Annotated in this window: 8 protein-coding genes; all 8 read left to right on the plus strand. The window is 48.2% G+C overall.

What is annotated here, in order from left to right:
* The first annotated feature begins 4 nt into the window (after window positions 1-4).
* Window positions 5-1,717, plus strand: coding sequence for a phospho-sugar mutase (locus QMG93_RS23530; RefSeq protein WP_413789324.1), 1,713 nt, complete (start codon window positions 5-7; stop codon window positions 1,715-1,717).
* A 33-nt stretch (window positions 1,718-1,750) separates the two neighbouring features.
* Complete coding sequence (locus tag QMG93_RS23535; protein WP_281940825.1) at window positions 1,751-3,796, plus strand: DUF5693 family protein; 2,046 nt, start codon at window positions 1,751-1,753, stop codon at window positions 3,794-3,796.
* The gene (gene csaB / locus QMG93_RS23540; protein ID WP_281940827.1) at window positions 3,772-4,896 is read left to right on the plus strand and encodes a polysaccharide pyruvyl transferase CsaB; all 1,125 of its coding nucleotides are present in this window, start codon (window positions 3,772-3,774) and stop codon (window positions 4,894-4,896) included. The genes QMG93_RS23535 and csaB overlap by 25 nt, the downstream gene beginning before the upstream one ends.
* 220 nt (window positions 4,897-5,116) lie before the next feature.
* A complete protein-coding gene (locus QMG93_RS23545) occupies window positions 5,117-6,235 on the plus strand; it encodes a glycosyltransferase family 4 protein (protein ID WP_281940828.1) in 1,119 nt (372 codons plus the stop codon).
* Between the two features lie 267 nt (window positions 6,236-6,502).
* Window positions 6,503-10,285 carry an S-layer homology domain-containing protein gene (locus tag QMG93_RS23550; RefSeq protein WP_281940830.1) on the plus strand — a complete coding sequence of 1,261 codons (3,783 nt, stop codon included), beginning with the start codon at window positions 6,503-6,505 and terminating at the stop codon, window positions 10,283-10,285.
* A gap of 469 nt (window positions 10,286-10,754) precedes the next feature.
* A complete protein-coding gene (locus QMG93_RS23555; protein ID WP_281940832.1) occupies window positions 10,755-13,925 on the plus strand; it encodes an S-layer homology domain-containing protein in 3,171 nt (1,056 codons plus the stop codon).
* An 88-nt stretch (window positions 13,926-14,013) separates the two neighbouring features.
* On the plus strand, window positions 14,014-14,604 hold the full coding sequence (locus QMG93_RS23560; protein WP_281940834.1) for a hypothetical protein: 591 nt from the start codon (window positions 14,014-14,016) through the stop codon (window positions 14,602-14,604).
* A gap of 88 nt (window positions 14,605-14,692) precedes the next feature.
* Window positions 14,693-14,962 carry an alpha/beta-type small acid-soluble spore protein gene (locus QMG93_RS23565; RefSeq protein WP_281940836.1) on the plus strand — a complete coding sequence of 90 codons (270 nt, stop codon included), beginning with the start codon at window positions 14,693-14,695 and terminating at the stop codon, window positions 14,960-14,962.
* Window positions 14,963-15,111 lie beyond the last annotated feature (149 nt).

Here is a 15,111-nt window from a genome sequence, read left to right on the forward strand (position 1 = left end):
TGGAATGATGAATACGGGGAAGCATGTGCAGGAGCAATACGAGCTTTGGTTGAAGGATCCGGCAATAGACGAGAGCACCAAAGAAGAGCTTCGACAAATTGCAGGGGATGCCAAAGAAATCGAGGATCGGTTTTACCGAGATCTGGAATTTGGGACCGGAGGCCTGCGCGGCGTCATTGGGGCTGGTACGAACCGGATCAACGCGTATACGGTAGCCCGTGCCACTCAAGGGCTCGCGCAGTTCATGCTTGCTTCCGGCAAAGGATCGCTTTCCGCGGTCATTGCCTACGATTCCCGGAACCAGTCGCCCGAATTTGCGCTTGAAGCGGCTAAGGTGCTGGCAGGCAACGGGATCAAAGCGTATGTTTTCGAATCGCTTCGCCCGACGCCGGAGCTCTCATTTGCCGTCCGATATTTGAAAGCCGACGCCGGTATCGTTATCACGGCGAGCCACAATCCTCCCGAATATAATGGATACAAAGTATACGGAAACGATGGCGGACAGCTTGTTCCGGAGCAAGCCGAGCAGGTCATCGCTGAGATCCGCGGAGTGCAGTCGTTTGCCGACGTGAAAAGAAAGTCGCGTGCGGAGGCCGAGAACGCCGGTTCGCTGCAATGGATCGGCGAGGCGGTGGATGCGGAATACATTCGTGCGGTCACGGCCATCAGCCGCAACCCGGAGCTTGTGAAGCAGACGAGCGACAACTTCCGCATCGTGTTCACACCGCTGCATGGAGCAGGCAATTTATCCGTGCGCGCGGCATTGGCCGGCATCGGCTTCGATCAGGTGCAGGTGGTTGCCGAGCAGGAACAGCCGGATGCCAACTTCTCCACGGTCAAGTCGCCGAATCCGGAGGAACGGGAAGCGTTCGCTTTGGCGATTAACGAAGCCAAGAAAACGGACGCGGACATCATTATCGGTACGGACCCGGATTGCGACCGGATGGGCGCAGTTGTGAAGGATGCAAACGGCGAATATTTCGTGCTGACGGGCAATCAGTCGGGTGCGATTATGGTCGATTACCTGCTCAGCAGCCGCAAAGAGCGCGGAGAGCTTCCGGCTAACGGCGTCGTGATCAAGACGATCGTCACCAGTGAGATGGGAGCAGCCATTGCCGAGCATTATGGGGCCAAAGTAATGAACACGCTGACGGGCTTTAAATATATCGGCGAAAAAATGACACAGTTCGAGCGGACCGGAGAAGCCGAGTTTTTGTTCGGCTACGAAGAAAGCTACGGTTATCTCGCTGGCAACTATGCGCGCGACAAGGATGCGGTGATCGCTTCGATGCTGATCTGTGAAGCCGCAGCTTATTACAAAAGCCAAGGCAAAACCTTGTACGATGTTCTGCAAGAACTGTATGCGCGTCACGGCTACTTCTTGGAAAAGCTCGAATCACGCACGCTCAAAGGCAAGGATGGCGTCGAGAAAATTCAAAGCATCATGAGCGATTGGCGCGGCGCTCCGCCGGAAGAGCTTAACGGATTGCGGGTCGTTAAGGTTGAGGACTTCTCTCAAGGGTTGTACGAACTTCCGTCGGAAAACGTCCTTAAATACACGCTTGAAGACGATTCTTGGTTCTGTCTCCGCCCATCGGGCACGGAGCCGAAGATCAAAGTATACTTTGCCGTTCGAGGCACCTCCGCGCAGGCCGCTTCCGAAGCGATCGAACAACTGGTGCAGACTGTTATGTCCCGCGTGGACAATCACAACTAACTTTGGGAGTGGGCAGTGTTGAAGGGAACGTACATGAAATGGAACCAACGGGCGCTTAAATGGTTGTGGTGGCTGGTTATCCTTGGGATGCTGGCTGCCATCCCCGTAGCGTTCGAGCGGAATGAGACGGAGCAGAAAACGGGACGAAAGGTAGAGTTCGTCTTCGATTACCGCAATTTGCTGGAAATCTCCGATTTGCAAACGGACCCCCGCAAATTCGTATTGGAGCAGTTGGACGAGATGAAGCAGCATGGGATTCAATCCATGGCTGTCTATGAAGCGACTCTCAACGAGCTGAAGCTGAGCCGTCGCATCGAGCTGTTTACATCGCATGAAGCGTCCGCTTTGACCCAGACGCCCATTTCGCCGAATGAAAACTTTACGTATCTTTTGTTTGCGGAAAAAGAATCCGAGCAGCAGCTCCAGCCGATGATTCAGAAGGCTTTTGCCGAGTTGAATGTAAACACGAGAGCATGGAGCTACAAAAATCAGCCGGGCCTGATCATCGAGATGTCGATGGAAGATGCGATGTTGAAAACGATGGACCCGGATCCGATCACTTTGCAACTGCTTAAGGAAAAAGGGTACACGATCGTCATCCGGCTATCCAACCGCCGGGCTTTTGACGAGGCCCGCATGGATGAGCTGCTGGGAAGACTGAAGGCTCTCGGGGTTAAGCGAATGATTATCGATGGCGAGACCGTACCCGGTTTCGTAAGCGATAAAGATTTGCACAATCTCGAGTTGATGGCCGAGCTCATGAAAAAGCACCAAATTGGCCTGGCCTCGACCGAAGCCCTGTATCAAAAGACGCCGCCTCGCGGCTTCAATAGCATCGCGAAGAAGATCGATTACAACGTGGTCCGTCTTCACCCGCTCACGGAATCCGACTCCCAGAAGCTGACGGAGAATATCACTCCGCAAGAGCTGAAGGGCCGCATTCAAGACTATGCAGACCGGTTTTTGCTGGCGGTGAAGGATCGCAACATCCGGATGATCTTCTTGCATGCCAAAGCGGTAAAGAGTACAGACAAAGGGAAAATCGTTCATCCGCTCGATTCCATTTATTTAACGTTGAAGGGGCCGGATGGGGTTATTCCTCAAATTCATAATATAGGCTATCAAACCGGGCCGGCTACGGCGTTTGTGCCGGTACATTCAGGCTGGCAGCCGGTCGCCAAGGCGCTGTTGTCCATTGGAGCCATCGCTTTAATTGCGCTGACGATCTCTTACTTCGTCCCTGAGCTTGCGCTAGCTGTCTTTTTGCTCGGATTGGTGGGCTCTGCAGGGATGTATGTCTGGAACAACAGTTTATTTTCCCAAGCGTTGGCGCTTGGCGCAGGAACCTGCGCGCCAACTCTCGGCATGATGTTTGCGATCCGGATGGCGCGGAATAAGCTAAACCGCAAGGATGGGAAGAGAGGGCTGTTCGCTGCGATACTTCTTCTGAGGACCAGTCTTCTTTCGTTAATCGGTGCTCTATTTATCGTAGGGCTGCTGAATCAAATCACGTATTCTTTGGTACTGGAGCAATTCCGCGGCGTCGGCATCCTGCATGCGGCTCCGATCGCACTAGCGGTTCTGTACTGGCTGTTGTTCAGCGATGAAACTTCTTACCGGGATAAAGTACGGCGAATTCAGGGCTTCATACACGCGAATATTCGCGTTCTGTGGGTCATTGTCGCAGTAGTCGTGGCGGCAGCAGGCTATTACTACATTTCGCGTACCGGCAATGAGGGGCAGGCATCGTCGTTCGAACGTTATTTCCGATCCTTCCTGGAAAATACGCTCGGCGTGCGGCCGCGGACGAAGGAGTTCATGATCTCCCATCCGCTGTTCCTGCTTGGAGCTTACTTGTGCTATAAGTACCGCAGCGCGCTTCTGCTTGTTCTGATCGGCGTGATTGGTCAAGCTTCGGTCGTAGATACGTTCGCGCATCTTCATACGCCGCTCGTCATTTCGTCGATTCGCGTCGTCTACGGTTTGGCTTTCGGCCTATTGATCGGAGCAATCTTAATTGTAGTATGGGAAATTATTGCAAGGAGTTGGCAGCGTTGGGTACCCCGGTTAAGCGAATAGTATTGTCCGGTTACTACGGATTCCATAACAGCGGTGACGAGGCCGTGCTCCAATCGATTTTGCTGGCTTTGAAGGAACAAGGAGAACGACAGGGCGTAACATTCGTCCCTGTCGTTCTGTCCATAAACCCGGAGGAAACGGCCCGAACCTACGGCGTTGAAGCCGCTCACAGGATGCGCCCTGCCGAAGTATGGCGGACGCTGCGCGGAGCCGACGGGCTTATAAGCGGCGGCGGCAGCTTGCTGCAGGATGAAACGGGAACGAAGACAATCCCGTACTACATTGCCATAATCCGGCTTGCTCAATGGTTTCGAAAGCCCGTATTTATTTATTCTCAAGGCATCGGTCCGGTGCACCGGCCATTTTTCTATGGATGGATTCGTTCGGCCTTCAATCGATGCGCGTTTATTTCTGTTCGAGACGACGAATCGAAAGCGCTGCTGGGGCGAATGGGTGTTCCTGCAGACCGGGTCGAAGTGGTGCCGGATCCGGTGATGGGGTTATCGCTTCGCGAGCAAAGGTCCCTCAATGGCGATACCCTTACGAAGCCTGTTATTGGGGTATCCGTCCGTTTCTGGAACGAAGATCGCTCAGAGCTGCGAGCTGTTGCCGATGCGCTTAAGCTTGTATTGGAGCAATCGGATGCGCACATTCGTTTCCTGCCGTTTCATTTGCCATCCGACGAACAAGCTTCCTTGTATGTGATGGAACATATGGGGGAACTCTACAAAGAGCGGATGAGCATAACCCCTCCGATTAGCCATCCGCAGGATATGTTGGCGGAAGTTGCTTCCTGCCAGGTGTTGGTCGGAATGCGTCTTCACTCCTTGATTTATGCGGCCGGTCAATTCGTCCCTATGGTCGGCGTGTCGTACGATCCGAAGATCGATCAATTTTTGAATCGTCTCGGGATCAAAGCCGCTTGCAGTACCCAAAAGCCCGATGCGAACGCGCTGGCCGAAGAAACTTTGCGGCTGTGGAACGGCGTGGAATCTTGGAAGCGGGAGAAACAGCCGGCCATTGAAAGGCTGAAAGTCGAAGCCGGGCGCCCGGCGGAACGAATCGCTACTTATTTTGCCAGTCGATTTAAAGGGAATTAATAAGGCTGCGCTATGCAATGAAAATGTGCTTGTTTTGCCGTAATTCGCAGTGAAAGTGAATCGTAGAGAGGAAAATGTGCGGAAACCGGATAATCCCTGTGAAAACCACCTGAAAACCGCCCAAATTGCCTAAATTCGTGATGGTATTTCAGAAGCCGTCAAGGTATAATTTGAAGTGTTTGGGGTTTTGTCATAGAAAAAAGGGGCTGTGAAAACACACATGAACTTGTTATACGGTATCGGCTTTGTTGCTGCTTTACTGATCGCATTGCTGATGACACCGCTGGTAAAACGCTTTGCTTTTTGGGTTGGTGCCGTAGATGCACCGAATCATCGCAAAGTACATAGCCGGATCATGCCGCGACTCGGCGGATTAGCTATTTTTATTGCATTCATCGCAGCTTATTTTGTTGTTTCTCCTGCTATAAATACATTAAAAACGGATGTTGTTTTCGGTCTGCTGGTAGGTGGGGCGATTGTCGTATTAATCGGCGCGCTGGACGACCGGTTTGACTTGTCACCCAAAATTAAACTGCTCGGTCAAATTTTGGCTGCTAGTGTAGTGGTCTATTCCGGGGCTGTGATCGATTTGGTCAACTTGCCCTTTGGCGACGGGGCCGTTTCTTTAACATGGCTAGCCGTTCCGCTGACGATCTTCTGGATCGTGGGGGTGACCAACGCCATTAACCTGATCGACGGTTTGGACGGTTTGTCTGCCGGGGTATCGGGGATTGCGACGACGACGATTCTGGTATTGGCCCTGATGATGGGGAACGTTACCGTCGCACTGCTGTGTGTCGTACTGCTCGGCTCTATCGCCGGATTTTTGTTCTATAATTTTCATCCGGCCAAAATTTTTATGGGTGACTCGGGAGCGCTGTTCCTCGGGTTTTGTCTGGCTACGCTGTCCGTGCTCGGCTTTAAGCAGGCGACCGTCGTATCCTTGCTGGTACCCATCATGATTTTAGGGGTCCCGTTGTCCGATACGTTCTTCGCCATTATGCGCCGGTGGGTCAATAACTTGCCGATCTCGGCTGCGGATAAAAGCCACTTGCATCACTGTCTGCTTCAGCTTGGTTTCAGCCACCGGACAACGGTGCTTATTATATACGGAATTGCCATTTTCTTCGGCTCGTCCGCCGTGCTGCTTTCCTTCATGTCAGAGCAGGATGCGCTATGGGGCGCCGTGATATTGATTGCCATTCTGCTCTTTGTGCTGGTGCTTGGCGCGGAAGCGATCGGCATCATCAGCAAAACCAAAAAACCGGTGCTTCACTTTTTAAATAAAATCCGTGTGAAAACGATGCAGATCAGCACTCGTTCCCGGATGTCGAAATGATAATTTTAGCATCAAGTGTGACATCTATAACACGATAATAGGCATTAATAATCCCAGACCTTGATTGGTTTGGGATTTTTTGTTGAGCTGCTTGCAAATTTCCCTAAAAAAACGATGACTTTCGGCCGATATGTAAAGTACAACTATTTTTTTTGGCGAATGATGTCAAATCTTTGCCGGTTTCAGGCGGGGGAGGTTGTTTTTTAACCGGAATGCTTTGAATCGTTAATTTGCCTACATTTTTTATTACATAAGGAGGTACTTCTCTTGAAACGACTTACCAATCGTGCCGTTAGCTTTGCGGTCATCGTTGCCCTGCTGGTGTCGATGATCGTACCGTTTTCCGCGATGGCCGCCGGCGGTTCGCTGATGAAAGTCAAAGGATACAGTACGGCAGCGGCAACCCCTACTCCGGTCACCAGCGAGACGGTTAATATTACCGTCGAAATCGATAATATCGACGATGCTCAGATCTCTTCTATTTATTATGAGATTGAGAACGTGACGACCAGCCCAGGAAGCCCGGTGGAAAACAAATCCAACAAGGGCATGAAGACGGGCCCGTATGAAGTGACTTTCAACAGCGTCAAGCTGTCCGCAGGTACGAACAAAATTACGTTTACGATGGGAGACGTCACCAAGATTTCTTCTCAGCCTGCCTACCTGACGTTTACGCCGACAACGAACATTACGGACCTGAAGTTTAACGACGTGCCGATCGATGACGGGAAGATGTATCCGAAGGATCCGACGCAAACGGCGTATGTCATTACCGGTAAATCGCCGAACGCGACGACGGTTCAAGGCTACTTGCTCGGCCAAGCTAATCCGATTACGGCGTTCCGCAGCAACAATGGCGACTTCACGTTCATTCCGAACCGGAACACCGATTTCAACATGCAAGCCGGGGACAATATTTTTAAAATTGTCGCCAGCAACAACACGAATACGTACAACACGACTAAAAAATTCATTTTCAACAATGGCAAGCCGTTTTTGTTTGAAGGCGCTTTGGATACTGGTTCTGGAAAACAGAAGCTGGTGAATGATCCGTTTCCGCAATTGAACCAAACGACGGCTAACCTGACAGGCAAAATGAAGGTGGATCTGGCACCGGGTTCTTCGACGGTTACGCAGTATGTGTATGCAGATATCACCGTAGTAGGCGGCAGCCCGGCAACCCAACGGGTATACTTCTCGGGCACCACACCGGCTCCGCTTACGGAAATCCCGGCAGAGTCGACCTCGACTTATAAAGTTTTTGACTTGGGTTCTATTCCGCTGACTCTTCCGACGAACCGGAATCAGACGCTTATCGTGACGTTCTATACAGGCAGCGGCTTGGTAGGCCAAGCGCCGCAGCAGACGTTTACGTTCAATTATTTCGATCCGGCTGCACCTTATGTAACGAAAGTAACCAAGGATCTTGGCACGGATCCGTTAACGAATCAACCGGTTGAAGTGGCCCTCAACCAAAATGGCGATAACGAAATCAGCGAGTTGCCATCTACGTTCTATATTTATACGACCGGTGTAGCTCCGGCGGGTAGCGTTAAGGCTCACATCGGTGGAGATGCTACTGGTATTGCGGCCACTTATGTTGGACCTGATGGTACCCAACAAAAATGGAAAGTGCAAGTCAACGGTATTCGTGATGGAAGAGCCATCATGTCTGTAGTACCGAACGGTGTAACAAACGGTAAGCTGGACTTCCCATTAGTTATTACGAGTACGCCGTATATCATTCCGGTGAACTTCTATAATAATATGGTCATTAAAAACGCTGCATTGGAGACGCCTTATTGTACTCCAGGTACAGGCGGTACGCCTTGCTTGCAGGCGAAAATCATGAACTTGCCTGAAGCGGAGTATGCCAATGTCGAGGTATCCGTTAACGGTTATGTAACCAAGTTGGTTGCAGGAGATTTCCGCGATACCAATGCCAAATCGACTTTTATGTTGGATGTGAGCAAGGCCGACGCCCGTTGGCTGCCTAACGACAACAAAGATTTGCTCAACGAAGGACGCAACACGGTAAAAATCAACCTGCGCTTGAACGGTGCAGTTGTAACGACAGTACAGTACGAGATCTTTAAGTTTACGCTGCCGACTCCTGCATTTGTAGGAGATATCTTGCCGAGCCCGCTGGAGAAATTCACCAAGGCGCAAACGCCGGATAAATACGCGACGAATGCAAACAACGTATCATTCGTGGGCAACTTTGTGAATGCAGACAGCATCAAAATGACCGTCCGCAAAAAAGACGCTCTGGGCAACCCTGTTGTTACTTTTGATGCCCGGGATAGCGCGAACGGATGGAATTATCCTGCTGCTCCGGCCAACGGCCAGCAAAACTATCTGAACAGCGTCGGGACAGGAGCCATCAATACGGCAAGCATTCCTCTTCCTTTTACAGGGGATGTCGTCTTCGAATTTATGATTTCCAACAAAACGGGAATTACCGAAACACGGAGCATCACGATTTCCCGTGAACCGGTACCTTACCGTATTATCGAGCCGATTCTTGTGAAGAGCGGCAAGGATGATGTGGCTACGATCAACGGTAACTTCGTGGACATCAAATTGGAAGCTGAGAACGCAGATAGCGTAAGCTTCGGTAAAGACGCCAATGTGCTCAGCAAGATTGACCCGTCCGACAACAAGCCTTACTTCTACTACCGTTATGAAAACTTGAAGGCAGGCCGTAACACGATCAGCTTTACCGTTAATCGCGGCAAAGAAAGCTCCAAAGCCAGCTTTGTGGTGAATAACGTGAATACGGCGGTAGAAGGTGCGCAAATGCTGATGCCGCTTCAAAACAAATATAAGCTCTTCGAGGGAGAGCTGGAACTCAGCTTCCCGGCTAACACGAAGCTTATGCGTAACGAACCAACAGCAACGAATCAGTACTTGACGTCAGACCGCAAGCTGTTGTTTGGTCTTGCCAATGTGAAGGACGGTCGTGTTAACAAAGCCTACAATACAGACTACAGCGCATCGTTCTTCCTGCAAGAGCCGACAGGCAAGTTCCGTCCGGCTAGTAAGTTGTTCTGGATCAACGGCGGTGCTGTGGGCCAAGACGATTATTTGGACAAGGATAAGTTGAAAGAAGCTCTTACAGGCTCCGGACGCGATCCGTATAACATTGATGTAAACAACGCAAACGTGAGATTTTACCAGAAGAATAATGAAAATGATCTGAAAAACTCGTTTGTACCAACTAAGCGCGGCGAGCTGACGCTTAAGTATGACGATTCGATCAGACAGGATTCTTGGAAGTATGTCACCGTGTATCAAATGGATATTTACGAAGATTACCGGGGCATGACGACCTTGGCTTGGAAAAACATCGGCGGCGAAGTCGATCCGAAGAAAAACACGATCACGGTTCCGATCGATCATTTCGGTTATTTCCAAGTCATGTATATGTACGACAGCTTCAACGATATTACGAGCCACGAGTGGGGTCGTGATACGCTTGATACGCTTTATTCCAAAGGGTTTATGCTCAATAAACTGCAATCGCTGTTTGTACCGAACGAATCGATTACTCGCGGTGAGTTTGCTACGCTGCTCGTAAAAGCTTTCGATCTTCCGCTTCAGTACACCGGCAACCTGACGTTCAGCGATGTGCAGAAGTTTGCTAGCACCAATCCGCTGTACGATTATAAGTACATCGAGACTGCAGCACGGGTCGGCATCGCACGCGGTAATGCCGGAGGCCGATTCAAGCCGGACGAGGCCATTACGCGCCAGGATGCGGCCGTCATGATTGCGAGAGCGGCAGAGCTGAAAGTGAATTCGGACAGCAATAAGTCTCTTGCTACGCTTCAAAAGCAATTTACTGATGCGAAGGATATCGACATCTATGCTTTGCCTGCGGTTGAAGCCGTGTCCAAAGCCGGATTCATCGAAGGTATCGAGAACGTTCTTCTTTCCGGTCAGAAGAAGAAAACGTATCGTTTCGATCCGCTTCAAAACTTCACGCGTGTTCAAGCTGCTGCCGTCATGGAGCGCATCTTGAAGCAGCAAAAGAAATTCCCGAAATAAGATAACTAAACAAACCGTCAACCGTGGGTTGGCGGTTTGTTCTCTAATTTTAGGTGATTTCCGCTCAATATTGGAAAATTATTAATGATGACGTATGTGAATAGATCGTTGTATACTACCTTTTGTGGGCGCTCGATACAATACATAATTGATAGACGCTCTTGATGTACTTGTTCCAAAGTTGTCTCAAAAAAAACCAAAAAAAGTTTTTTCAAAGAGCGCAACTTTTCGAAACAACGTGCGTTTAATACATTGAAACAAACAGAAAGCAAGACAAAGAGCTGTGAACATGGATAATTTTCACAAAATATGCTCTTTACCTTGCTGGCATGTCAGTGTATAATGTTAGGTGGCATGCGATTCTATCCTTAATCTTCCTATGGTTTACTAGTTTCTGCAATTTATACATTGCAGACATTTTCAATAAAAACTCATTTTGCTCAACTCTGGGAAGGGGGTGAATCGGCTAATGAGGGAATCGAGCTATAATTTTTCTACACAGAACTCTCAACAACTGAAAGATATTCGAGGAGGAGAAAAAAAGGTTATGAAGAAAAGTTTATCTGCAATCCTGTCCCTGGCTATGGCATTCTCCATGTTTTCTTCCGTAGCACTGGGTGCAGACGCTAAGAAATCTTCCGCTGATTTCACAGATCTGAAAGATCTGGATGCAGCTACAAAAGCAAAGTTTGACGAAATGATCGGCGCTGGCATTTTCGACGGCGTTAAAGAAGGTACATTTGGTCTGAAAGACAAAATGAACCGTGCGCAATTCGCGAAAGTAGCAGCTTTGGTCTTCAACTTGAAAGTCGACACTTCCCTGAAAACTTCCAGCTTCTCCGATGTGAAATCCGACGATCCGGCTAACGGATACGCTCTGCCTTACATCGAAGCTGTTAAAGCTGCTGGCATCACGGACGGTTACGCTCCTGGCCAATTCAACCCGGCTGGCGACGTAACGAAAGAGCAACTCGCTACTTTCTTGATCCGCGGTCTGAACAAAGACTCCGAAGGTAAAAACAAAACCGGCGTGAGCGACAAAACGGTTTCCGACTGGGCTAAAGGCTATGTTGCACTGGCAATCGAACTGAAATTGCTGAGCAACGGCACTGACGGCACATTCGGCGGTACTTCGGCAGCAACTCGCGACCTGTTGGTAACGAGCTCCTACGAAGCTAAGAAACAATTTGTTGACACCAACAAACCGGCTAAAGCTTCCGTTAAAGAAGTTAAAGCTGTTGACTACAACAAAGTCCAAGTAACTCTGGACAGAGACGTAGAAACGGATAAAGCTACTTTTGTTCTGAAAAAAGGAACAGCTGAAACGAAATACGAAGCAAGAGATAAAGACGTTAAATGGTCTGAAGACAAAAAAGTTGCTACGTTGACTTTGAAAGACGGCGCAAAAATCGTTGAAGATACGTACAGCGTAACTCTTGGCGGTTTGGATGCTTCCGCAGTTGACGTTGTAACTAAAGAATTCAAAGGCGAAATCGAGAAGTTGACGAAAATCGATTTTGTAACAGCTAACGACACTATTGCAAAATCGAAAAAAGTTCGCGTTCAAATCAAGCCGACGAACCAATATGGCCAACTGGCTTCCTTTACGCCTGGTAGCTATACTGTAAACGTTCCGTCCCCGGACAACAATGCAACGATCAAAAAATCTAGTGATGGAACTAAAATGTACGTAGAGCTCACTACTGATGGTCCTAACGTATATTCGGGCAGCTCGACGGTTTCCATTAACATTTGGTCTAACGATTACAGAGATATTTCCGCAACGAAAGTCTTCAAAATCGGTGAATATCCTTATGTTGCCAAAGTTGAACTGGGTGAAGTAACCTATAGCAACAATAAAACTGCTATTCAAGCATCCGGCGATAAAGCTGTAGTTAAAATGACGCAATACGATCAGTATGGCGGCGAAATTACAATTGATTCCGGAAGCCTGAATCAAAAGATCCAAGATCCGTCTGCTCAACTTATCCCTAAAGGCAACACTGTTGTTGATAACAACTTGGGTCAGCCTAAGGTTGAAGACGATGACGGTGACGGCGTGAAAGAAGTTATCGTCAAAACAGACAAGAAAATTACGGGCAGCGGCGAGTACACTCTCCAAGTGTATGGCGGTGGCTCCACTGCTAGTGCTACCATCAAAGTTAGTGCTAGCAAAATCGCAACCAAAGTAGAATTTGGTGACTTCAGCAAAAAGAACCTTGCAAACGGAGATAAAGATGTTTATCTTGATCTGATTGCATACGATGCAGACGGCACTAAATTGACTGCTGACGAAATCGTTGACAACGTTAAAGACAAACGTTTCAACATTTCCGTTAATGGTCCGCTCGTAACTGGTGAAACTACAGACGTTCCGGCTTCCATGTTGGATGCTGACAAAAAAGTAGTTCTTAGCGGCGAAAACAAAGGTAAAATTCACTTTTCTAAAGTAGACGGTAAAGCTAGCGGTTCCGTTTGGATTTATATCCAAGGCATCTATGGCGGGGATACTAACAAAAACAAATCGTACAGCACGGTTGATGCACGTTATCCTGTGACCATTAAAACGATCACTGAAGCGCCAAACAAAGCGGTTGCTGGTGCAGAAGTGAAACCGAAATTCCAATTGATCGATAACTACCAAGAAGTTCTGAAAGAAATGCCTACCGACAAAATCAATGAGAATGGCAAAACGGTATCTTACGACGTATATGCAACTGTGAACGCTAACGGTGTAGGTGCTACATTAACAACTGACAATGGTACTGTTGTTAAAAATGGCGACGTTGTTCCTATGAAACAGTTCTCGGATAAGGAACTGAAAATTGCGACAGACAGCAACACAGCTGTTGGTGGAACTTACGAAGTGAAGTTTACAATCCGTAAGACTACAAACGGTAATGTTACCGACGAAACTTCGGCAACCAAAAAGGTTACAATTGTTAACCCAACTTCCGAAGATCTGAAGTACAGCTTGGCGTCGATTGGTGATATCTTCAAAACAATCGATGACGGTACCTATGGTGATGACCAAAACAAAATTGCAACTAGCAAGCTTGCTAAAGAAGTGAAGGTCATTGCAAAAGACTCCGCAGGTAACGAAATTGCTTATCCAAAACGTATTCTTGATGTAGTAGCGGATGTCTACTCCGTTGCACGTACTGATACTGCTACTTCTACTGATTCTTTTGGTAAGCCACAAACAAAAGGATACGTCATCGGTAACAAAACCGGTACTTCTAACGTAACTGCACGTTTCTATGATGCAAAAGGTGAAATTAAAACAGCTTCGGGAACTGTCACTGTTAAAGGTGATGCTCCCCAGATTGCTAGCATCGAACGCGACGACGCGAGCAAAACAACAAACGTATCCGGTACCGTTAAAGCTTGGAGCCTGATGGGTAACCTCACTCTCAAAGATCAATACGGTGATGAGTTCAAAAACGATCGGATCATCGACTATGACAAAATTACGAGAGTTAGATACACCATCTCCGATGCAACAAAAGTTGGAGACAAAAATGTTGCAGAACTTACCAGCAAGTTTGACGAAATCCAAATCAACGGTAAAGGTTCTTTCACACTCACTGCAACAACTGCTAACGGTAAATCCGTTACAACTACTGTTGTTATCAACTAATCCTAACGGATTAAAAAAAGAAGACCCATACGGGTCTTCTTTTTTTATCAAGACCCATTAAATACATATATCCAAAGCAGGTGAACTCATGAAATCAAAAATTACTCTCGTCACTGTAATTCTAATCCTTCTTTTCTCAACCATCGTTTACGCCGATTCCAACAATACATCGACCCAGCCTGGTTCTGTAGACGATCCCATCATTACCAAAAGCTACTTCGAACAAAACATCGCTAAACAAGTAGCGGATGAGTTCGCTAAACAAAGCGTAAATGAAGAAAAAATCAAACAACTCATCGCAGCTGAGCTGGCCAAGCAAGGAGCTGGAAGTGGAACTTCCCCATCTGCAGGTTCTGGTGCTGGCAATAACGCTGTCCCCAATTCCGGACTTACCGTCGTCAAGCTCCAACAAGGACAAACGCTTTACGGCGGTGCTGGCACCGAATTCATTGTCCGAACCGGCAAAGTTGTAGCGGTGAGCTCGGACGATGGAATTCCGGATGTTACTTCTGGCAAAGATATTGCTGCGGGAGCTACGGTTGAGCTTAACCACTTGCTCATCGTTCCGCGGGAAGGCCGGGGCGTTAAGCCTGACGCCAAGAACAAGCAGGAAATTTACGTTATGGTTCGCGGCAGTTACTTAATTATGAATGCAGATGGAACGAAAGCTGCATCATAATTTTACCCATTTCACCAATCATTCATACGTTTGGGGTTCGCCTCGGGAGGGATAATAGCATTACATCATACTTGAGGAGGTATCCCTTATGGCGAAAAGCAACAAGAAAGTGGTACCGGAAAGCGGAAAAGCGCTGGATATTTTAAAATACGAGATCGCTGCTGAGCTGGGGCTTCCAGTTGGCAAACAGTTGGCTAACGCTAATGTTGAATTTGCTACTGAGCTCGGTTCGATCCCTGCTGCTTCGATTAAAGAAGACTATTGGGGACACATTGCTTCCCGAGATGCGGGTGCTGTAGGCGGCACGATTACAGCAAGATTAATCAAAAAGGCTGAAGAAATGATGTTGAGCTTGTAAAAAAGAAGACAATTATCAACAGGAATGTTAATTTTACGCGATCTCATCATATTTTATTGACAGCCTTCTACAAATCCAGTAACATACAATAAGAAGGTAGCAGCTAAAGGAACCTTTTCCACCCGGAAAAGGTTGATTTTTTGTATGTG

The sequence above is a fragment of the Paenibacillus tyrphae genome (assembly GCF_027925525.1).
Lineage (GTDB): Bacteria > Bacillota > Bacilli > Paenibacillales > NBRC-103111 > Paenibacillus_G > Paenibacillus_G tyrfis_B.